This window comes from Pseudomonas sp. NY5710, from assembly GCF_013305665.1.
In the GTDB taxonomy this organism is placed as follows: Bacteria; Pseudomonadota; Gammaproteobacteria; order Pseudomonadales; family Pseudomonadaceae; genus Aquipseudomonas; species Aquipseudomonas juntendi.
Genome location: NZ_CP045554.1, coordinates 188163 through 208743, shown reverse-complemented (window position 1 = coordinate 208743; position 20581 = coordinate 188163). Strand labels below are relative to the sequence as shown.

General features: G+C 61.4%; 25 protein-coding genes. 5 read left to right on the top strand and 20 right to left on the bottom strand.

Features of this window, described 5'->3' with window-relative positions; all coding sequences use genetic code 11:
* From GEV39_RS00900 to GEV39_RS00865, 9 genes are all read right to left on the bottom strand, one after another.
* A complete protein-coding gene (locus tag GEV39_RS00900; RefSeq protein WP_173887216.1) occupies window positions 1–378 on the bottom strand; it encodes an HNH endonuclease in 378 nt (125 codons plus the stop codon).
* Entirely contained in the window at window positions 375–1610 is a 1236-nt protein-coding gene (locus tag GEV39_RS00895) for a phage portal protein (protein ID WP_173887214.1), read from the bottom strand. The genes GEV39_RS00900 and GEV39_RS00895 overlap by 4 nt, the downstream gene beginning before the upstream one ends.
* The gene (locus tag GEV39_RS00890) at window positions 1607–2128 is read right to left on the bottom strand and encodes an HK97 family phage prohead protease (RefSeq protein ID WP_173887212.1); all 522 of its coding nucleotides are present in this window, start codon (window positions 2126–2128) and stop codon (window positions 1607–1609) included. The genes GEV39_RS00895 and GEV39_RS00890 overlap by 4 nt, the downstream gene beginning before the upstream one ends.
* Window positions 2128–3330, bottom strand: coding sequence for a phage major capsid protein (locus GEV39_RS00885; protein ID WP_173887210.1), 1203 nt, complete (start codon window positions 3328–3330; stop codon window positions 2128–2130). The genes GEV39_RS00890 and GEV39_RS00885 overlap by 1 nt, the downstream gene beginning before the upstream one ends.
* Window positions 3331–3544: 214 nt before the next feature.
* Window positions 3545–4303: a hypothetical protein gene (locus GEV39_RS00880; RefSeq protein WP_249414349.1), complete on the bottom strand. Its 759-nt coding sequence runs from the start codon at window positions 4301–4303 to the stop codon at window positions 3545–3547.
* Between the two features lie 107 nt (window positions 4304–4410).
* A complete protein-coding gene (locus GEV39_RS00875) occupies window positions 4411–4734 on the bottom strand; it encodes a hypothetical protein (protein WP_173887206.1) in 324 nt (107 codons plus the stop codon).
* Window positions 4731–4943: a hypothetical protein gene (locus GEV39_RS00870; protein ID WP_173887204.1), complete on the bottom strand. Its 213-nt coding sequence runs from the start codon at window positions 4941–4943 to the stop codon at window positions 4731–4733. Before GEV39_RS00870 ends, GEV39_RS00875 begins: the two co-directional genes overlap by 4 nt.
* A complete protein-coding gene (locus tag GEV39_RS26325; protein ID WP_283246103.1) occupies window positions 4940–5071 on the bottom strand; it encodes a hypothetical protein in 132 nt (43 codons plus the stop codon). Before GEV39_RS26325 ends, GEV39_RS00870 begins: the two co-directional genes overlap by 4 nt.
* The gene (locus GEV39_RS00865) at window positions 5068–5268 is read right to left on the bottom strand and encodes a helix-turn-helix domain-containing protein (protein ID WP_173887202.1); all 201 of its coding nucleotides are present in this window, start codon (window positions 5266–5268) and stop codon (window positions 5068–5070) included. Before GEV39_RS00865 ends, GEV39_RS26325 begins: the two co-directional genes overlap by 4 nt.
* A 147-nt stretch (window positions 5269–5415) precedes the next feature.
* Between GEV39_RS00865 and GEV39_RS00860 the strand changes: the two genes are divergently transcribed.
* Window positions 5416–6099, top strand: a complete 684-nt coding sequence (locus tag GEV39_RS00860) for a hypothetical protein (protein ID WP_173887201.1) — start codon at window positions 5416–5418, stop codon at window positions 6097–6099.
* On the opposite strand, the gene GEV39_RS00855 is transcribed toward GEV39_RS00860, so the two are convergent.
* Entirely contained in the window at window positions 6096–7310 is a 1215-nt protein-coding gene (locus tag GEV39_RS00855; protein ID WP_173887199.1) for a site-specific integrase, read from the bottom strand. The two genes, GEV39_RS00860 and GEV39_RS00855, sit on opposite strands and share 4 nt — an antisense overlap.
* A 330-nt stretch (window positions 7311–7640) precedes the next feature.
* On the opposite strand from GEV39_RS00855, the gene GEV39_RS00850 reads away from it, so the two are divergent.
* Window positions 7641–9371, top strand: coding sequence for a dipeptidase (locus GEV39_RS00850; RefSeq protein WP_173887197.1), 1731 nt, complete (start codon window positions 7641–7643; stop codon window positions 9369–9371).
* Window positions 9372–9591: 220 nt separating this feature from the next.
* Window positions 9592–10029: a CBS domain-containing protein gene (locus GEV39_RS00845; protein WP_009682213.1), complete on the top strand. Its 438-nt coding sequence runs from the start codon at window positions 9592–9594 to the stop codon at window positions 10027–10029.
* 6 nt (window positions 10030–10035) lie between these two features.
* On the opposite strand, the gene GEV39_RS00840 is transcribed toward GEV39_RS00845, so the two are convergent.
* The 5 genes from GEV39_RS00840 to GEV39_RS00820 form a co-directional block, all read right to left on the bottom strand.
* Window positions 10036–10674, bottom strand: a complete 639-nt coding sequence (locus GEV39_RS00840) for an NADH:ubiquinone oxidoreductase subunit N (RefSeq protein WP_173887195.1) — start codon at window positions 10672–10674, stop codon at window positions 10036–10038.
* A gap of 69 nt (window positions 10675–10743) precedes the next feature.
* Entirely contained in the window at window positions 10744–10986 is a 243-nt protein-coding gene (locus GEV39_RS00835) for a DUF2789 domain-containing protein (protein ID WP_173887193.1), read from the bottom strand.
* A gap of 180 nt (window positions 10987–11166) precedes the next feature.
* Window positions 11167–11799: a LysE family transporter gene (locus GEV39_RS00830; protein WP_173887192.1), complete on the bottom strand. Its 633-nt coding sequence runs from the start codon at window positions 11797–11799 to the stop codon at window positions 11167–11169.
* A gap of 103 nt (window positions 11800–11902) precedes the next feature.
* Window positions 11903–12490: a mechanosensitive ion channel family protein gene (locus GEV39_RS00825; protein WP_173887190.1), complete on the bottom strand. Its 588-nt coding sequence runs from the start codon at window positions 12488–12490 to the stop codon at window positions 11903–11905.
* Window positions 12490–14400, bottom strand: a complete 1911-nt coding sequence (locus GEV39_RS00820; protein ID WP_173887188.1) for an ATP-binding cassette domain-containing protein — start codon at window positions 14398–14400, stop codon at window positions 12490–12492. The genes GEV39_RS00825 and GEV39_RS00820 overlap by 1 nt, the downstream gene beginning before the upstream one ends.
* Before the next feature lie 50 nt (window positions 14401–14450).
* On the opposite strand from GEV39_RS00820, the gene GEV39_RS00815 reads away from it, so the two are divergent.
* Window positions 14451–14933 (top strand): TIGR02444 family protein, encoded by a 483-nt coding sequence (locus tag GEV39_RS00815; RefSeq protein WP_173887186.1) that lies wholly within the window; start codon window positions 14451–14453, stop codon window positions 14931–14933.
* On the opposite strand, the gene GEV39_RS00810 is transcribed toward GEV39_RS00815, so the two are convergent.
* On the bottom strand, window positions 14909–15895 hold the full coding sequence (locus tag GEV39_RS00810) for an AlgP family protein (protein ID WP_173887185.1): 987 nt from the start codon (window positions 15893–15895) through the stop codon (window positions 14909–14911). The genes GEV39_RS00815 and GEV39_RS00810 overlap by 25 nt on opposite strands.
* A gap of 270 nt (window positions 15896–16165) precedes the next feature.
* Here GEV39_RS00810 and GEV39_RS00805 point away from each other — a divergent pair, with 270 nt between their 5' ends.
* Complete coding sequence (locus GEV39_RS00805; RefSeq protein WP_173887183.1) at window positions 16166–16804, top strand: FKBP-type peptidyl-prolyl cis-trans isomerase; 639 nt, start codon at window positions 16166–16168, stop codon at window positions 16802–16804.
* 9 nt (window positions 16805–16813) lie between these two features.
* On the opposite strand, the gene rsd is transcribed toward GEV39_RS00805, so the two are convergent.
* From rsd to GEV39_RS00785, 4 genes are all read right to left on the bottom strand, one after another.
* A complete protein-coding gene (gene rsd, locus GEV39_RS00800; RefSeq protein WP_173887181.1) occupies window positions 16814–17284 on the bottom strand; it encodes a sigma D regulator in 471 nt (156 codons plus the stop codon).
* Window positions 17285–17513: 229 nt separating this feature from the next.
* Window positions 17514–18020 carry a disulfide bond formation protein B gene (locus GEV39_RS00795; protein WP_173887180.1) on the bottom strand — a complete coding sequence of 169 codons (507 nt, stop codon included), beginning with the start codon at window positions 18018–18020 and terminating at the stop codon, window positions 17514–17516.
* Window positions 18021–18241: 221 nt separating this feature from the next.
* Window positions 18242–19480: a heme biosynthesis HemY N-terminal domain-containing protein gene (locus GEV39_RS00790; protein WP_173887178.1), complete on the bottom strand. Its 1239-nt coding sequence runs from the start codon at window positions 19478–19480 to the stop codon at window positions 18242–18244.
* The gene (locus GEV39_RS00785) at window positions 19477–20577 is read right to left on the bottom strand and encodes a uroporphyrinogen-III C-methyltransferase (RefSeq protein WP_173887177.1); all 1101 of its coding nucleotides are present in this window, start codon (window positions 20575–20577) and stop codon (window positions 19477–19479) included. Before GEV39_RS00785 ends, GEV39_RS00790 begins: the two co-directional genes overlap by 4 nt.
* Window positions 20578–20581: the final 4 nt, after the last annotated feature.

The window sequence follows — 20581 nt, the reverse complement described above, 5'->3', positions numbered from 1 at the left end:
TTAGCGATGAAAGAGAGGGTCGGGGGCGGTCTTGCTGTCGGCGGTTGCTGGTGATTTTTCCTCCCGATTCCACGGGTGATCGGGGTCGATGGGCATCCCATTCACGTCGCAGCCCAGATGCACGCGCTTGCCCATGTCGCGGGCAGTCTTGAGGGAGTGACACTCGCGGCACATGGCAGTCAGATTTTCTCGACAGTTGTCATCGCTGTAGTCCTCGCGGCTGTCCTTGATGTGGTCCACGTCAGTGCTGGGCACATACAGGCCACGGGCCAGGCACCAGCGGCACAGTGGTTCCTCTGCAAGCACCTGGGCACGCAACTCCTTCCATGCGGCGCTATTGAGGCTGACTGTTCGTTTCTTCGGCTTGTACCTGTTCACGCTTCTTCTCCTTCGCCCGTGCCTGCATCGCTTCCAGGGGTGTTGGGGCTTCCTTGAGTCTTGGTTGCAGCATCTTGAGGCGGGGTCGCTTGGACATCATCAATACCTTCGACGGTGGGTAGATTCTCAATGCGGCGCACCTCAGAGCGCAGCATCCAGCCATCCTTGATGGCGTAGTCATAGAACTGGGCGCGGGTGACGCTATCGCCACGCAGCAGACCTTCCACGTTGTGCTCACAGAAGAAACCACTGCTCAGCATGGTCTTGTTGATGGCCTGCTCCCACATGACCAAATGTCTGCGCAATGTGAGGGTGATGAACTGGCGGGCCAGCTCCACGCTGTTGCTGTAGTTGGCAGACTCCATGCTCTGCACGATCACAGGCGGGCAACGGAACAGGCGGCATACCTCGATCACCGACAGCTTGCGCGACTCGATCCACTCACTGTCTTCCAACGTCATCGACACTGTGCGGAACGTGGCACCTTGCGGCAGTACGGCGGTCTTGCCGTGGTTGCTCACACCACCTTGGCCAGCCGCCCAGCTATCACGGATCTCCCCTGCCTGCTGCTTGGTGGTGCCCGCTTGAGTCTCGATCACGCCCGACAACTTGGTGCCCTGCTCGAACATCTTGGCACCGTGGGTACGCTCAGCCAGGGCCAGGCCCAAAGTGTCGCGGGCCACTGCAATTGGCGAGCGACCGAGCACACCATCATCGGAGTGGAAGCGCAGGTGGAGCATTTCGTCCGCAGTCAGGCGTTGCAGCTTGCCGTGGCGGTCGGTGTATTCGTAGACCAGGCGCTCACTGGTGGACGTGCGCAGGATCGACACGCTGTCAGGGTGGATAGGCTCCAGGGCTTGGACGCGACCGGCACCACTCCAGCGGATACGGGCGTAACCATTGCCACGCAGCAGAACATGGCGTTGCAACTGCTCCCGGAATTCGAGAGCGGTCTGCCAGTCGTTCGGCGCGTCGTGGAGTAGGGCATACAGTGGGTGGGTGCGGGCCTTGTCGCGTCCGTCATCGGAGTGGCGGTACACGTCCAGCGGCAGGCTGGCCACCGTTTCGGCAATGGCACTCACGCAGCCATAAACCGCGCTGATGCTCTCAGCCGATTGTGCCGTGACATTCACGCCCGCCGAATTGCTGGCCTGGCTGAATTGGTCGAAGTACCGGTCGTATGCCGGTGTGTTGTTGTCGGAGCGGGTGAATAGTCGGAACAGCTTTTTCACCGGATGCACTCCAGGAACTCAAGGTATCGACGGGCATTGGTCAGCGCCAGCAGCGGCTTGCGGCTGCGCACCGATACGGTGGTGCTCGCATATGCCGGGGTGGCGGTGATCGTGATTTCGTGCAGGTCCACGTCCCGCAGGCTGCGCAACTCGCCTTGCCAGTCCTCCTTCACCGGCACGAAGCCGAACGAGCACCCGGCCACGTCGCCACGCTTCACCAGCTCGGAAAGGTCGCGGCCCAGGCTGGTGTCGGGCAGGTCCAGTTCGAAGGCAAGGCCCACGTCATCCTCAGAAAGGCGCAGGGTGCCAGCTCCGACACGGCCCAATAGGGCTGCATCGTCGTGCTCGTAAACGGCGCGGATGCTGGCGGCGGCTGGGCCTGCAAGGGAGCGCTTGAAAGCCCCCGGAAGGATGATTTCGGTAAAGCCCTCAATGGGCGCTGGTTGGCCGAAACGGGCGGCATAGCCGAACAGCGTCCGGCCTTTCCGTTCCAGGCTTGCGGCTGCTCGGCGTTCCATCACGGTGCGCTCGCTACTACGAAACCTTCGGGATGGCGTACAGCGGTATCGACGGTGGCCATCGCACGGACCTGCACACCGCCACGGCTGTAGGCGGGTTCAGCGAATGGGTTGACCAACAGGTCAATTTCGCTCCATACGCCCAGCATCACCTGGCTCCAGTCGCCCAAGATCAGCTTGCCGGTTGGGACGTTCTTCGAAGTCGCCAGCGCCAGGCTGGCCAGGGTGCCGTTGTCGAACAAGAAACCGCTGCCCGATCCGGCCACCTTCTCGGTGCTGCCCAGGATGGTGCGGATCGCGGCGGTGGTCAGCCAGCGGGCGTTGGTGATGTTCACGTCATCCAGCTTCTCCAGCAGCGCCAGCACCTCGGCCCAGGTGTCGGGCAGGGCAGCGGTCTGGATGCCGGGGGTATTCAGCACGCCCAGCGGTTCACCAGCAGCGCCGCTGCCGTTGATGATGGCGCGGTCGATCTGGCGGGCGATGAGGAAGGCCAGGTCTTCACGCACCAACTGCTCGATACCTGGCGCCGATTGCTGGAGCAACTGGCGGCTCATTTCAGTTTTGCCGCCGCAATGCTTCGGAGTCAGGGTGACGTTGTCGAACGACATTTGGGCTTCGGGCACGGCCTGACCCTCAGTAACCCAGCCGGTTTCCAAGCCGCTGCCGTACTTCGGAATCGACACATTGCCGACCAAGCCGGTCAAGCTGCGGATACCCAGCGAGCGGGCCAGCAGGCTTTCGCGCAATGGGCCGATGTATTGGTCTGCCCGGTGGTCGGTGCCCACCAGCTCGGGCGCGGTCGCGGTGGTGTTGGCGCGGCGCTCCAGGGCGGCGAACGGCACGAATACGCCCTCAGCCTTGCGACCAGTGCGGCGCTCGGCCTCTTTGGCATACTCGGCCTCGGCGCCGTCCAGAGTACGCCCCTCCATCTGCGCACGCAGGACACGCACGACCGATACGCGCTTCTCCAGGTGCTCAGGGGTATCGGTGGCGGCGGGAGCGGCGGTGCGCTTCTCCAGATCGGCCAGGTGCTCGTGGCGGGTGATCTGGTCGGCCAGCGAACGCTCTTCGGTCTTGAAGGTTTCAAACTGGGTGGATTCGTCGGTGGTCAGGTCACGGCCAGCAGCGGAAGCGGTGTCCACCAGCTTTCTCATGCCCTCGACGGCGGCGGTGCGCTTCTCGCGCAGTTCGTGAAGTTTCATCAGGGAAAAGTCCTGTGGATGGGGTTTTCGAGTACCCACCATAGGCCTATTTTCCCTGTCAAAACAGTGGCTTACCGTTCGCTTGATTGAGGCTCTGTCCTATTGTGTATGGGTATATCTGTAGGGACATTGAGGCTAGAGAATTTCCGATGAACGGTCATCTGGTCGCCTCGCTGTCTGGATTGAGCAAAAGTCGCGGGCCGCGATGTTTGGGTCAGCTCGAATAGTCAGCGAGCCATTCATCGACGGTCTGTTCTTGTGGTGGTCTATGTGTAGGTATTGGGGTATTGGAAATGTCCTTGTTACCGCACATCCTGATTACCTTGTTTCCGTGGTTTGCAACGCCCGTAGTTTGACTCGGCTGTATGCCGCATGGCGACTGGGCTGCAGCGATTTCCTTGTGCCCTGATGTTGTGCCTTCCTTGTGCCCTGCTTGTGCCCAAATTGTGCCCTCGTTGTGCCCTAGAATTGCCAGGCGAAGTTGGTCCGCCGTGATGGTCACAGGGTGCAGCGACTGAACATCGAACCTGTCTTGGTTCACCTCGCCAGCCAGCAAGATGCTCGACAGCTTCCCCATGCACTTGTAGAAACGCTGCAGCCGATCGGGCATCTGTAGGCCGGTGCTCAGCCAAAACCGGTGGAAGTGGCTGCGCTTACCAATGCGGAACTGTCCTCTGGGCAGCAGGGCGCCAGCCTTGCCAGCGGCAGTGTTGCGCTGACGTGTCAGATCGGCATTGAACACCGCATAGACAGACTGGCCAGACAGCACCGAGACAAACTGCAGCGTCACCCCGGCGACCCGGGATTTGCCGTAGTGGCCAGTGGAGTAACCGATGTACTCAAACGCATCCATGCCCACCGCCATCAGGGCCTCGCGACACAGCCCGGTCCTATTGGCGGCGATCCACTCAGGCGGCACGGGCTTGCCGCTCGCCGGTTGAATGACGAGCTGCCCACGCTCAATGCTCACCATGTCTCCACGGCGAAGTAGTTTTGCGGCTAGGCATTCCATTCATGAACTCACAATAAGGCGCAAAGGGGTCGATCTGAAATCGACCCCCTGCATGGGGCGGTGGGTTGTCAGGCTGCGCGGCGCGTGCCAGACTTGCCCCCGATATCGCATTCCCGTGCCATGTCTTGACCCTTGCGGCGGTGCAACGCCGCTTGGGCCTTCTCTTCTTCCTTCCAGACCAGCTCGTTCAAATCCTCCCCCCGTGAACTCAAGCTGTGCGCCACCAGCTTCAAGCCGCTCATGAGGCCGCTCAGGCGATAGCCGTTCAAAAATGGGGCGCCTTCGGTATCCTCCTTGGTGGCGTTTTCATCTATCAGCGCTACGACCACGCTCATGAAATGACCGGCATCCACGAACAGCTCAGCGTCGCCTTTTGTGATTTGCAGATTCATGCCGCGTCACCCTCGAAGAACTCAATGATCTGCTCGGCACCCATGTCGTAGCGGTGGCCTGCCTCAATACGGTTTGTCGCATCTTCAATCAGCATGAACTCCCCGTAGTTGTCCCCTGAATATGGCTTGTCGGAGCGCTCCGCCCGATAGCCGTTCTTTGCTGCGATCCGTTTTGCTCGAGCGTCGAGCGCCCTTTGTTCGTTGCTCATGCTGCGATTACCTCTACACGTTGGGCGCCAAGCTGGCGCAGGGTTTCCAGATCGACCAGGCGGGTGCTGGCCGGGAGTTGAAGGGTGCCCAGGATTTTCTGGTCACCGCCGATGATGCGAACGGTCATCGGGCGTTCTCCACAGCCACGCGATTGATGTACGTCTCCAATTCCTTCACCAGGATCATGCGGCGACGACCGAGCTTGAAGCTGGGGAGCTCTCCTCGTGCGACGATTTCGTAGATTGCTGAGCGAGCCACTCCGATGGAGCGGGCTGCATCTTCGATCCCTAAAGCCAGGGGTGGAACGTGGTGCGCTTGAGTCATTGCATTCTCCATCTGGCGAGTTGATTGGTTCCGCCAGTGGAGTAAGGCTATACCGAAGAAATACTGCACGTCAAATGATGTGCAGTATTTTTCTGGATTGTATGGGATGGATTGACGGGTATACTGAGGCCCTCAGAGGGGAAAGAAATGACCGCCAAGAAGACGCCAAAGAAGACAGATGCCCTTACGCTGCGACTTGATCCGCGCACGAAATTCCTTATCGAGCTATTGGCTAGATCAGGCCATCAGTCAATCACGGGCGTGATCGAGTCTGCTGTCACTCGGCTTGCTGGCGACCGAAGGGTCGATGGCGGTCAGCGGGAGGAATCTCTTGCGGCGGTGTCGGCGCTTGTGTGGGCGCCGAGCGAGAGTGAGCGAATCGTCAATCTGGCACTTTGCGCCCCTAGCTTGATGAGCCATGAGGAGAGCTGCATTGCCTCGGTGCTGGATTCTGCCGTAGATATATTCTTCAATGTCTACGAGATTGGAGGCAGCGCTGATTACGATTACAGAATGGTAGATGCTAAAGCCGGCAGGGGCGGATTTAGACAGTCCAGTAGTGGGGTGACAATATTTGTAACTCCGAAAAGAAAGTTGATTCGATTGTCTTGGGATCTTATTAAATCTCGTGCTTTAGAACTCGCTGAGAAAGGGTGTTGCCCTGACCTAACGCTTGATGATGTAGAGTCATTCATTGGCCGCCCGGTTTCATCGTTAACTCCTGAGGTAAAAGTCCCTGCGGTGGTTATTCACGACGACGATGGCGTCGGATACATGGGAGCCGATAAGGAGTTTGACGATATCTCTGATAGTTTAGGAGTTAAGCGCTAGATCAGTTCTACCGCCGCCGCCTTGCTGTCAGGCGCAAGGTGGGCGTAGCGCAGCGTCATGGCTATGTCAGAGTGCCCCAGCAGCTCCCGAACGGTGTTGAGCGGCACGCCAGCCATGACCAGCTTGGAAGCGAAGGTGTGGCGCAGATCGTGCCACCGAAAGCCCTCGATCTTTGCCATCTTCAACAGTCCATCCCAACTCTTTTTCACATTGTCCAGTCGGCCACCTTCTTTGCCTGGAAATACATACCCGGATTTCCGGGAATGTTGATCGCGCCAGCTCTGTAATACTTCAAGCGCTTCCTTGTTTAAGGGTATATGGCGCGTCTGTCCAGACTTGGAAGTTTCACCCTCTACGGTCAGCACCTTCCCCTTGAAGTTGATATCAGCCCATTGCAGGTTGAATACCTCACCACGGCGCATGCCGGTATTGATGCTGAGCAAAACCAGGGGTTTCAAGTGATCCGCGAAAGTTACCTCGCGCAAGCTTTGCATCAGTTCTCTATTGCGTTCTTTGCGCCACAGGTTCGCACTATCGCGCTCGGCCCTGATGCCCTCCTCCCGTGTATCCATGGCCTTGCGCAGGTCGGCCAGTTCCTCGGTCGTCAGGAAGCGGATTCGTCCACGTCGGTCGGTCTTGAGGCGGCGCAGCTTGCTAAGGGGGTGCGATTCCAGCACGCCCCATTCAACGGCCCGGCTCAGCAGCCCTTTGATGCGCTGGATATTCCGATTGGCGGTCGCGGGCGTGTTTCCCCCGTCCACCCAGGACACGCGCAGACGCTCGACACGGCGGTGGTCAATCTCCTCAAGTTTGAGGGGAAGCAGATCGGCGAAGGCCGACCGGATGGCGCGAACGCTGTTCACATGGTCGCGGTGGTGAATCCTGGCCCAGGGTTCGAATTGCTCCACTAGGAAAGCCTCCAGGGTCGGCATGCTCGCACCAGCTCGAGCCTGGGAAACGGCCAGTGGCTCGCCATGCTCATGGGCCTCGGCAAGGTACTGCAACGCCTCCTTGCGCGCCCTATCAAGCGTCAGCACGCCTACACGGCCCAGGGTCTTCTTCTTGCCCCTGGCCCAGCGAACGACATAGCTCTTGTGACCCGCTGCCGTGACACGGACAAACAAGCCGCTGACGGTGGTATCGTGGACTTCGTAGGTGCTGCCGGTTGTCTCCAGGCCGCCAAGCAGGGAGAGGGTCAATTTCGCTTTCATGGGTGCCGTGGGTGCATAGTGGGTGCAAATTTCACTATACGGACCATCATCGGAAGACACAACTGGACAGGAAAGCCCCGTATTTACTGGGAGTAGCCCGTAAACGCTGGACTTCCTTTCACGCTCCGAAGGCAGGGGTCGTGGGTTCGAATCCCGCCGAGTGCGCCATATCAAAAAGCCCTGGGCCTGTGCCCGGGGCTTTTTCATTTGTGCGACATGTCGCGTTTCTGGCACTCCCGTGCCACTGGCCATTGGTGTTAGCGTGGGCGTCCTCCCGTTGCCTCGAACGGGTGCCCCATAACAATCCATGGCGAAGGAATGCGCGCAACCATGCACCTGAAAAAACTCACCGCCACTACCCTGCTGCTGGCCAACATCGGCCTGTTCACCCAACCGGCCCAGGCCAACCTCACTCAGCAACAGGCCGCGGCAATCGTCAAAACCTTCGACGGCAGCGACCCGCGTGACTTCAAGCAGTTCCTCGGCAAGCTCAAAGGCAGTGACCTGGCCAAGGCCGATAACCTTGAGGCGACACTGCAGGCCTACCTGGCCGGCAAACCGCTGGCCGCCGGGCAACAGGACGAGATCAACCGCCTGCTTGGCCTGTATACCCGCATCAAGTACGGCAAGGCAGCCACTGAAACCCTGCGCGAACTGGTGGCTATTCCAACCTACAACGTCGAAGGTACGCCGCAGTACGAAAACCCGGCGTTCCTGAAAATCGCCGACAAGGTCAAAGCACTGGCCGACAGTTTCGGCCTGGCGTTCCGCAACATCGATAACCGGGTTTACGAAATTTCGCTCGGCAGCGGCAAGGAAGTGATCGGCATCCATGCCCACGCCGATGTGGTGCCGGTCAATCCGGACAACTGGAAGCTGGCCGACGGCACCCGCCTGGACCCGTTCAAGGTCACCCTGGTTGGCGACCGCATGTATGGCCGCGGCACCGAAGACGACAAAAACGGTATCGTTGTCGCGATGTACGCACTGAAAGTGGCGAAGGACGAGAACCTGCCACTGGCCCGCCAATTCAAGCTGCTGATCGACACGACGGAAGAAACCAGTGGGGATGCGATCCCCTATTACTTCGAGCGCAACCCCACGCCTGATTACAACCTGGCGCTGGATGGCGGCTACCCGGTGGTCATTGCCGAAAAAGGCTACGGTACGATCATGGCCAGCTTCAGCAAGCGCCCGGCCACGGGTGAAGGTGCTGAGGTCATCAACCTGACCGGCGGGCTGGCCACCAACCAGATCCCCACCACCTCGGTCGCAACCCTGGCCACCGACAACCCGGCAGCACTCGCCCAACAACTGCAGCAGGCCGGCGGCGCGTATGTAAAGCAGCACGGTGGTGACTTCAGCATCGACGCCAAGGCCGACGGCAAGCAGGTGGTGCTGACAGTAACCGGGGTTTCCGCGCATTCCTCGGAGCCGGAGTCCGGGGTAAACCCGGTTGCGCGCATGCTCGACTTCCTTGCTGGCCTGGCCCAGCAGGTACCGCTCAAGCACAACCAATTCACCGACGCCGCCCGCTACGCTGCGGACAACTGGGGCCTGGACTACCTGGGCAACAAGCTGGGCGTGGCCTTCAAAGACCCGTTCATGGGCCCGCTGACCGCGTCGTTGACCTACGTAGGGGTGGACGACAAAGGCTTGAAACTGGCGGTGAACCTGCGCATTCCCAAGGGCAAGCCGCTTGCCACGATCAAGGACGAACTGGCCACCAGACTGGACAAATGGACCCGGCAGAGCCGCACCTCGGTGGCCTTCGACTATAGCCTGGACGAACCGATGTATCGCAACCCCGAGGGCGAGTGGGTGAAGGCTCTGCTCGCGGTGGCCAGCGAGAACCTGGGCATGAAGCATGAGTTCGGCACCTCGGCGGGTGCCACGTCGGTACACGACCTGCCCAACGGCGTGCAGTTCGGCCTGGCCATGCCAGACGTGAAGTACACCGGGCACAACGACAACGAGTTCAAGACGGTAGAGCAGTTCATGCTGGACCTGCAGATCGTCAGCGAAATGGTCGCGCGGATCGGGCAAATGCCGAAGCTTTGATCGGCTGCACCGGTAAAGCCGCTCCCATAGGGTGCATCACAGGCTCTGAGGCCAATGACACACCTGTGGGAGCGGCTTTAGCCGCGAAGAGGCCCGCAAAGGCGAACACCGATGACGTTTTTCAATCGACTCCATGCCGTTTCCTGCATTGCCGTGCAGAGCGCCGTACCGGATGCTTTAGTTACACCGAGACAGCGCTTTTCCACCCGCAGAGGCCCGTATGAAGACCGTCGAACAAATCCTCAAGACCAAGTCCCAGCACCAGACCGTGTACACCATCGGCCCGGATGACTCGGTGCTCGACGCCCTGAAAATGCTGGCGGAGAAAAACATCGGTGCACTGCCGGTAGTCGAGGGCAAGCAGGTGGTGGGTATCGTCAGTGAGCGCGACTATGCACGCAAACTGGTGCTCAAGGGCCGCTCTTCTGCCGCCACCCCGGTACGGGAAATCATGAGTGCGCCGGTGGTCACGGTCGAGCCCAGGCAGAACCTCGAGTACTGCATGAACCTGATGACCGACCGCCACCTGCGCCACTTGCCGGTCGTGAGCAATGGCGAGCTGCTAGGGCTGTTGTCGATCGGCGACCTGGTGAAGGAAACCATTGCCGAGCAAGCCAGCCTGATCAAGCAGCTGGAGCAATACATACGCGGCGAATAAGCGCTTTCAGTGGTAGCCGCGCTCCAGTTCGTCCAGTTGGTGGTCAAAACTGCGCAGGCGCGCCGACCAGGTGTAGACCAGCACTTCGAGGTCGCGATTGAGCACAGCGGTATTGCCATGGCCGCTTTGCGTGGGTTCGCCCAGGTCCAGCTGGTAGCGCTCCCGGGCCATGGCCTGGGCCACGCTGGACAGGTCGCGGGCGTTGGCCAGCCAATGATGATGGTGGTCGTGGATCTCGCGGTCGAGCACCCGGCACTGGCGCTTCAGCGCATCAAGGCTTTGCTCCAGCGGGGTCCCTTTGAGTTCGCCCATGACCTCTTCGAAAGTACGACCCGAATGCCAGTAGCTGCCCCAGAAATAACGATCGAAGACCGTTTCCACGCGGCGTAGCGCAACTTTGGTGTTCCAGATGGTCAGCAACGTGCGCCCCTGGATCACCTCGCGCTTGTTCAGATGCAACTGTTGCCAGGCGATCCAGGCCAGCGCTACCACGGCGACCGCCACGGTGACCGCGGCGGCGGCGTAGAGGAACTGCACCGCTTGGTTCAGTTGATGCGCCTGCCTGATGCCGTAGAAGTAACTGGCCGTCAGAATGCCCAGGATGGAAACGGAGCACCAGAAACCTGATACGTAGGGATCTTTCATCGCGCTATCCCCCGATTGTTTTCCTGAGCATAGCAACGGCCATTCACTCGTCAGGTGCCGCTCGGCGCTTTATTTTTTCTGGGGGTGAAGCGCCTCGTTGAGTTGGTCGATCATCGGGATCCAGTCGTCATCGGCGATGTACTTTTCTTTCAGGAACGCGCGCTGCGAATCGCTCCAGAAAGGCGCATCGACCAGTTTCACACCGTCCTCGAGCGGTGAGTGTGTCGTGATGAAGCGGTCGATTTCGACCGGGTCGTCAGACAGCCCCAACTGTTTGAAGATCTCCGACAAAGGATGAATCGGCTTGTCCATATTTCCTCCTCGGTGCCGGGGCGCGCATGGAAGATGCCGGCCCGGCGTGGGTTGAGAGCACCAGCTGCAGGTTTTGCTCCATGCTCATGTGAACCAGATGATTGTGATCATCCGCACCCTGATAGACAGCACCCCGACGGACAAGACTCGATCGAACCTGCATTTATCCCAGCGCGCCTGTCAGATGGGTGCACGGCGCAAGGTTGCCAGGAACGTCGCTGCACCAATGAACAACCCGGCAAACGTGCGGTTCAAGCGCTTCTGCTGCTTGGGCGTACGCAGCAGGCGCAATACCCGCGCGGCCAAACCGGTGTAGCCCGCCATTACCAACAGGTCGACACTGACCATGGTCAGGGTGATTGCCACATACTGCGGCAGCAGCGGTGCATGCGGGTTGATGAACTGCGGCAGCACCGCAAGCATGAACACCAGCGCCTTGGGGTTGCTGACGTTGACCAGAAAACCGCGGAACATCAGGCTCAACGGCCTGCCGATGGGGCGAACGCCCGACTCATCGGTCATGTCCATCGGCAGCGCTCGCCATTGCTTGTACGCCAGGTAAACGAGGTAAGCGACGCCAAACCACTTGATGAACTGGAACGCCGTGGCCGAGGCGGCCAACACGGCGCCCACGCCGGCGGCGATAATGGCGATCTGCAAAATCAGGCCCAGCTGCAGGCCCAGGGCATTCCAGTAACCGCGCCAGAAGCCGTATTGCAGGCCACTGGACATCGAGGCAATCGCCCCGGCGCCAGGGGAAAGGCTGATCACCCAGCAGGCGGCAAAAAAGCCCAACCATACTTCCATCGACATCACACACCTCGCTCGCACTAATGTTGCAAAAGATTAAGCTAAGGTGTTGGTGAAAATATGACCAGCACATTTTGCAGAATTCAGCGTGCTTGTGCGGGCTGTGTCAGTCCGCCTCGAGCAACACGTCCTTGTGCATGGCCTGCACTTCGGCCCCGCGCCAGCGCCGCACCGACTTCTGGAAGAACTGGCTGTTCGGCACCTGCACCAATGCCCCGCCTGCCTCGGGCACTTCCAGCAGGGTAGTGAACAGCAGGTTGATGGCGATTACCCGCCCCTTTACGCCCGGTTTGTCGAGGGTGTCGACCAGCTCGACCACATCACCAATACGAAACGGCCCGACGGTGAAGATCAGCACCGCGCACAGCAGGTTGGACAGTACGCTCCACATGGCGAAGAACGCCACCGCCGCCACCGCCACGAAACCGGACAGGGCCGTCCACAGCACCGTTGCCGAAACCCCCAGGCGCTCCAGCACGAACAGCAGCGCGCTGCCCATGATCAACCAGCGCAGGCCACCGCGCACGGGCACGAGCAGTGCCGGTGGCAAGGGGTAGCGCTGGCCCAGGCGGCTCAGGCCACGGGCCACAATGCGCTGCAAGACAAAAGCCACCGCCAGGATAAGGAGGATCTGCAAGCCCAGCCAGAAGGTGTCCATCCACTGCCCAGGCAGCAACCCACGCAGCTCCTCCATCAGGACAGCGCCTCAAGCTCGGCTTGCATGCTTTCGAGGGTTTCCAGTGCCTCCATCCAGCCCTCTTCCAGCTCCCCTTCGCGTTGCTTGAGCTTGGTCTGGCGCGCCAGCAGGTCACGCAATTGGTCCTTGCGCGCCGCATCGTAAAGCCCAGCGTCGCCCAGCGCCGTCTCGATTTCGGCCAACTGCGCGTGCACCTGATTGAGCTCGGCTTCCAGCTTGTCAGCGGCCTTCTTGTGCGGGGCCAATTGCTGGCGCAAGGCCGCGGCGGCTTGGCGCTGGGCTTTCTTGTCGGTCTTGTCCGGGTTGACCGGCGCAGTACTGGCCGGCGCGCTGCGCTGGCGATACTCGACCAGCCAACGGCTGTAGTCGTCCAGGTCACCGTCGAAGGTGTCGACCTTGCCGTCAGCGACCAGCAGGAAGTCGTCGGTGGTGCTCTTGAGCAGGTGACGGTCGTGGGATACCACTACCACGGCGCCGGCGAACTCCTGCAAGGCCATGGTCAGCGCCAGGCGCATTTCCAGGTCGAGGTGGTTGGTGGGTTCGTCGAGCAGCAGCAGGTTCGGCCGTTCCCAGGCGATCAGCGCCAGTGCCAGCCGGGCCTTCTCGCCACCGGAGAAGTTCACCACCGGCTCATCGCACCGGGCGCCATGGAAATCGAAGCCACCCAGGAAGTCGCGCAGGGTCTGCTCGCGTTCGGCGGGGGCAATGCGCTGCAAGTGCAGCAGCGGGCTGGCCTTGTCGTCCAGCGAGTCCAGCTGGTGCTGGGCAAAATAACCCACGGCCAGGTTCTCGCCGCGGACCAGCCGGCCGGACAACGGCTCCAGCTCACCGGCAAGGTTCTTGATCAGCGTCGACTTGCCTGCGCCATTCGGGCCGAGCAGGCCGATACGCGCGCCCGGGGTGAGTTGCAGCTTGACCTTGTCGAGGATGGCTTTGTCGCCATACCCCAGGCGGCCTTCGGACATGCTCAACAGCGGGCTGGAAATTTTCTGCGACTCGCGGAAGACGAAGTCAAATGGCGAATCGACGTGCGCCGCCGACAGCTCCTCCATGCGCTCCAGGGCCTTGATCCGGCTCTGCGCCTGGCGCGCCTTGGTGGCCTGGGCCTTGAAGCGGGCGATGTACTTTTCCATGTGCGCGCGCTGCGCCTGCTGCTTCTCGTAGGCCTGTTGCTGTTGCGCCAGGCGTTCGGCACGGGTGCGCTCGAAGGCGGTATAGCCGCCCTTGTAGAGGTTCAGCTTGCGCTGCTCTACATGCAGCACATGGTCGACCACAGCATCGAGGAAGTCACGATCGTGGGAAATCAGCAGCAGCGTACCGGGGTAGCCCTTGAGCCAGTCTTCCAGCCACAGAATGGCGTCGAGGTCCAGGTGGTTGGTGGGCTCGTCGAGCAGCAGCAGGTCGGACGGGCACATCAGGGCCTGGGCCAGGTTGAGGCGCATACGCCAGCCGCCAGAGAAGTCACCGACACGGCGGTCCATCTGCTCGTTGGTAAAGCCAAGGCCGGCCAGCAGCTTGCGGGCGCGAGCGTCGGCGGTGTAGCCGTCAGCGCTTTCCAGCTCACTGTGCAGGCGCGCCAGGGCGGTGCCATCGTGCGCTTGCTCGGCAGCTGCCAATTCGGCCTGGACCTTGCGCAGGCGCACGTCACCGTCGAGCACATAGTCCACGGCCATGCGATCGAGGGTATCGACCTCCTGGCGCATGTGGGCAATGCGCCAGTCGCCGGGTAGCTGGCAGTCGCCGGCATCGGGCGACAGCTCACCGCGCAGCAAGGCGAACAGGCTGGATTTGCCGGCACCGTTGGCGCCGATAAGACCGGCCTTGTGACCGGCGTGCAGGGTCATCTCGGCGCCTTCTAGCAAGCGCTGCGGACCACGCTGTAAAGTGAGGTTGGATAGTCTGATCATGATGGTCGCGGAGTCTACCAGCTTCCTCGGCCCATAGCGCGAGTGGAACCATGCACACCGACCTGTGGAATCACGCCCTGGCCCTGTACGCCAGGCCTGGCGTAGAAGCCGCCTGCCTTGAACTGCAAACACTGGGTGGCGATGTCTGCCTGCTGCTGTGTGGCACGTGGTTGCAGGCGCGTGGGGTTGCCGTGACGGACCAGCGCGTGCAGGCATTGCAAGACATTGCCGAGCCCTGGCAACGGACAGTGGTCACCCCGCTACGCGACCTGCGCCAGCAATGGCGCGCGGCAGCACAGCTGGATAGCCGGCTGGCGCTTGTGCGCGAGCAAGTGAAAGAGTTGGAATTACAGGCAGAAAGCGCGTTGCTGGAACGCTTGCAAGAACGTGCCCAGCAGTGGCCCGCGGACTCTGCTGAGCCCACGGGCGACTGGCTGGCCCGGCTAGTGCCGGACCAGGGCCGACAACATGACGCGTTGCTGCAGCTACGTGCCGCAGCTGCAGCGTTTCAGGACGCCGAAGACGGTGCCTGAGCAGGCGTGCTGGCCGGCGCCGATGGCGCTACCGAAGTGGCCGAGTTGGCATCAGCGGCCGGAGTGCTGGGGGCAGGTGTAGCCGGTTTGGCAGCGGCTGGCTTGCTGGCGGCAGGCTTGGCAGCCGGTTTCGCTGCGGTACGTGCTGGCGACTTGGCTGCAGCTGGCTTGGTAGCAGGTTTGGTGGAAGCAGATGCTCTGGCTGCTGGCTTGGCCGCAGGTTTAGCGGCGGCTGTTGCTTTGGCGGCTGGCTTGGCTGCGGGTTTTGCGGCGGCGGTGGCCTTGGCGGCTGGCCTGGCCGCAGGTTTTGCGGCGGCAGTGGCCTTGGCGGCTGGCTTGGCTGCGGGTTTTGCGGAGGCAGTGGCCTTGGCGGCTGGCTTGGCCGCAGGTTTTGCGGCGGCAGTGGCCTTGGCGGCTGGCTTGGACGCAGGTTTTGCGGCGGCGGAGGCCTTGGCGGCTGGCTTGGACGCAGGTTTTGCGGCGGCGGAGGCCTTGGCGGCTGGCTTGGACGCAGGTTTTGCGGCGGCGGAGGCTTTAGCTGCTGGCTTGGCCGTTTTGGCTGCACGCTGATCAAGGGCCTTGGTCGCGGCTTCACGCACTTTGCCTACACCTTGGGCCAACTTGATGCTGTCTTGGGCATCGCGTTTGAGTTGCTGAATGTAGGCGCGCGTCTGGGTTTGACGTTCCTTGAGGGAGTCCAGCAGTTCTTCAAGTTCAGCGCTGGCTTTTTGCGCTTTGGTCTGTGCCTTGGCTTTACCGGCCTTGGCTGCACCTTGCAGTTTCAAGCGAGCGTTGTGCAGTTTTTCCTGCGCTTTGCCACGCTGCTTTTCCAACTTTGCCAACAGTTTTTCCGCATCAGCCAGCGCTTGCGAGCAGGCTTCTTCCAAATGTTCGAGCAAGCTACCCGAAAGTTGCTGGAGCAGGTGTAACGGCGTACTTACTGGCTTCTTTTTGGCCGACATGGTTTACCTCCTGGCTGACGAGAGTGCGGCTCATACTATGCTTCTGCTGCTACCGCCGCTAGGGCATGTTGACCGTAATAGTTACGCCGCGTTGCATGCCTGGGCAACGTTGTAAGCTTGCAGCTGCGGGTAAGTGTAGATGCTGGATAAAGCCTTGCCGCGCCGCTGCCCTGTTGCGACTCAAAGCCACGCCCACGCAAAGCCGCGAAAAAGCCAATACACATATTCAACACTGGCATACTTCCACGCTCATTGGCGCAGGAACTGACCATGCCTCGATTTCTTGTTTTAGGTTTATGCCTGCTGGCGCCCCTCGCCCTGGCCGACAGTGATGAACACGATCTCGCCTACAGCCTTGGGGCCAGCCTGGGCGAGCGGCTGCGCCAGGACATGCCTGGCCTGCAACTGGATGCCTTGGTCGATGGCTTGCGCCAAGCCTACCAAGGGCAGCCGCTCAAGCTCGACAAGGCACGCATGCAGGCCGTGCTGCAACAGCATGATGCACAGGAAAGCGATGACCAGGCGCAGAAGCAGCAAGCCGCGGAAAAACGCTTCATGGCCAATGAGCGGGGGCGTTTTGGCGTGCATGAATTGCCGGAGGGCGTGCTTTACAACGAGCTGCAGGCAGGAAGTGGCGCGCAGCCGAAAGCCGGCGGCAAAGTGCAGGTACGCTACGTGGGCAGGTTGCCAGATGGTTCGGTGTTCGACCAGAACCAGACGCCACAGTGGTTCAGCCTGGGTTCGGTGATCGAAGGGTGGCAGGTAGCATTGCCGCAGATGCACGTTGGCGCCAAGTGGCGCCTTGTGATTCCATTCGATCAAGCCTATGGGGCCGAGGGCGCAGGCGACTTGATTCCACCCTATACCCCCTTGGTGTTCGAAATCGAACTGCTGGGGGTTGGCGACTGACGCCAACCTTCAGGCCTGAACCGCGCCCTCTTCCTTGTGCGCGTTGTGCAGCACTTCGATCAGGCAGTCTTCCAGTTCGAAGCGCTCGTGCAGCAGGCCACCGAGCTTGCCCAGTTTTTCGGCAAAGCGCTCTGTGTCCTTGCACTCACCTTTCGCACAATGGTCGTTGAACGCCAACGCGAACTGCGTGATGTCATTGATGCGTGGGTTGATCTCTTCGGCCAGCTTCAGTGCCTTCTCGTCATCGAAATCCTTGGCTTCCCTGACCAGCTGCTCGCAGACCTCGAAGTGCCACGCCGAACAGTAGTCCACGAGCAGACCACAGAAATCCCCGTTCTTATCCTTGTCGGCGAAGGCCAGCTTGTAGTCGCGCAACGCGCGGAAAGACTTCACCAAGCTATGGCGCTCCTTCAGCCAACGATCAATAAGGGCGTGAACCCCACCCCAGCGTTCCTGAGCGTTCTGACAACTATCGAGCATGGCGATCTCTTCCCTTCTGGGTAAATGCCGCTGCACCTCGCGCTGCGAAGGCGCGCAAAAGGTGATATCAGCAGGACGACATCGAGCAGTTGTGTTTTGAGTATCCGTGCTGCGAGATTATTCCCCCACGTGTTGCCCTTCAAGGTACGCAGTGGACAAACTTCATACAAGTGTTTAATACCGTGTTACATGGCCATTGGTCATTCTGATGAACCAACCTTGCGCCAGGTCAAGCGCCTGCCAGCGTGCGGAAACGATACGCCAGCAGGCAACTCGCGGGCAGCGCCGCCAGCAGCAGGAAAGCCAACAGGCTCCACTCGGGGAGGGTCAGGTCGAGAAAACTCCAGCTCAGCGCGCTGCACTCCGGGCCGCCGAATAGCAGTTGCCGGGCCGCCTCCACCCAACCCTGCTCGAACACACGCCCGATCGGCAGCGGGCATGCATCGACAACCCTTTCAGCACCCTGCAGCCAGACCTGCCGCGCGGCCAGCACCGCACCGCCCAGCGAGCAGGCCAACGTCGCCCACGCGTATCGCCGCAGGCCTCGTGCACGCGGTGCCTGCAGCACGCTGGCCAGGCTCAGCAGGGCATACAGGGCTAGCAGCAACCGCTGGCTCAAGCGCAACGGGCATGGCACCAGCCCAAGCATGTTATCCAACTGGAAGGACGCAGCCAGCACTGCCAGTGCGGCCAGGCAAGCAGGAAGAAACAAGGTGCGCAAACGGGCCAGCAGCATGGGTGGTGAAGGTCCCGGGATGAGAGTGTGGCCTGGAACGGTAGAGGAAAGACAGGCTTTGTTTCAAGGCGCTACAGCAACGACAAGTCGCTGAAACGTGTAAGAAATTTCCGTCTATTCGATAGGAGGCGACTGAGGACTGGCAATGCAGATTCAGCATGCAACAGAAGATAAATCACCAGCCCCAAAAGCCCGCGCGTTGCCGCGGGCTTTGGGGTAGGTCAGGCGCGCACGCCTTCTGGCAGCGGCAACGCCAGCAGGCGTTCGTCGAGCAGGCCGAGGCCCTCCTGGAACAGTTGGTTGCTGCGCTCCGTCTCACCCAGGCCGGCGAGCAGGCGCGCCAGTTCGGCGCAGGCCTCGGGGTTGCGCTCCATGCGCAGGCTGCTTTCGAGGTAATCGCGCGCCTTGCCCCACAGACGGTTCTGCAGGCTGAGGCGGCCGAGGGTGAGCAACAAGCTGGCATCTTGCGGGTGGTCTTTGAGCCAGCCTTCGGCGGTTTGCAACTGGCGCACCGGGTCATCGCCACGCACCAGGCCATACAGGCGAGCCAGATGGCTTTCGTAGTTCCGCTTGAGGGCCGTGCGCAATGCCTGTTCGGCATCGCTCTCAGCGCCTGCCTGGCGTAGCTGTTCAGCGTAGGCCAAGACCAGTTGCGGCTCCTGGCGCTGGGCGGCCGTCAGTTGCTGCCAGGCACGCTCCAGGGCCTGCCGTGCACTTTGCGCGTCCTCGCCACGGGTTGTGGCCAGGCTCAGATTCTGGCCCCATGCCCGCTGCTCCAGGGCAGCAAGCTCCGTGGCCGGTAATACCTTGCCCTTGCGCAGGTCGGGCAACAGGCGAATCAGGGCGGACCAGTCGCCGCGCTCCAGGTACAGGCGCTGCAACAGCCGCAGGACCTGGCTGTTGTGCGGGTGGCGCTCCTGCATGGCCAGCAGGGTTTCCAGCGCCCCATCGCTTTCACCCCGGTCCATCTGCAGTTGGGCATGGGTCAAGGCAATGGCCAGTTCTGCCTGTGGCTGGCGCTCCAGGGCACGCTCCAGCAAGTTGTCGCTGTCTTGGCTGCGACCTTGCTCGTTGGCGGCACGCGCTGCACCGAGGTAGTACAGCAGGGGATGGCGCTCGGCCTCGGCGGCACGGTGCAAATGGCGCTGGGCGCTGGCCCAGCGCCCCTCGGCCAGGTCGAGCTGCCCTTGCTCGATTGCCAAGCGAATACGCCGGCGGCGGTTGCGCCGTGACCAAGGGTTGACCACGCCGCTGGAGGTCAGCAACAGCCCCACCAGGTAGCGCAGCAACCACAGCACCAGAACGACCGCCAGCAGCCCAACCAACGCCGCCCACAGCCCCGATTGATAACGGAAACCACCGTAGGAAACCAGCACGTAACCGCTGTGCTTGGCGACGGCGACACCCAGCGCAGCAGCGACCACGATGGCCAGTACGGCCAGCAGGTAGACTCGCTTCATGGCTTGCCCCCCTCGGCCTCAGCCGGCAGATGGCGGCGCTGAATGTAGGCCTGCACGGCTGCCAGGCTTTCACTGAGGTCAGGGGTGACCACCGACACTGGCTGCTCGGCCAAGGCATTCAGGCTGTCGAGCATGGCCTTGCTCTGCGGGTTGTCGGCATTGAAGTTGGCCAGCAGCACGCTGCGGGCATCATCCAGCGCCTGGGTATAGACCTTCGCGTCGCCATTGAGCGCTGCCCACTGGGCCTGCTCAATGGTCAGGCTCAATGCCAGGCGCAATTGGTTGAGTTGCTGCCCGGCCAGCAATGGGCGCACGTTTTCGTCGGCATTGAAGTCAACCTGGAAATACTTGGAGATTTCCGCCCACCACTGCGACAGGCGGCTGACACCGTCGCCATCGGCGGTCAAAGCGCCGAGGGCATCGGCATTGCTGTCGAACTCCGGCGACTGCGCGCTCAGTTGCTGGACCCGCTCACGCTGCGCAGCCAGCTTCAGGAACAGGCCCGTGCGGTCTGGTTGCTGGGTGCTGTTGAGCGTGGCCAGGCTGCGGTTGAGTTGCTCGCGGGCGGCAAAGGCACCTGGGTCGCTCTGCTCGCGCAGGATCTCGTCGGCACCTTCGACCAGGGCCTTGGCGCTGGTGATGTCCTGCAAGGCCGACAGGCGCAGGGTAGCCAGGCGCAGCAGGTGCTCGGCTTCTGCCAGGCGCCACTCCTTGCGGCTTTCGCCGAGCACGGTTTCCAGCCGCTGGCTGAGGCGCTGCTGGTCGCCCTGCAACTGCGCTACCAGCCGCCGGCGGTCTTCCAGTTCGCTGGCGGCTGGCAGGCTGGCCAGTTGCGCACTGATCTGCTGCTCACGCTGTTGCAAAGCCTCGGCGCGCTGGTTAAGCGCCTCGATGTGCTGGCCCTGGTCGAACTCGCTGCCTTGCAGTTGACGCACCTGCCAGGCACCCCAGCCACCTACCGCCACCCCGGCCGCGCCGAGCAGCAAGGCCAGGGCAGCAAGGCCATTGCCGGAGCGCTTGGCAGGCGGGGTGGTAACGGGATCCGCCGGCGTTTGCGCCGACGGCTGATCGTTATTGGACAAGACAGTCTCGCTCACGTAT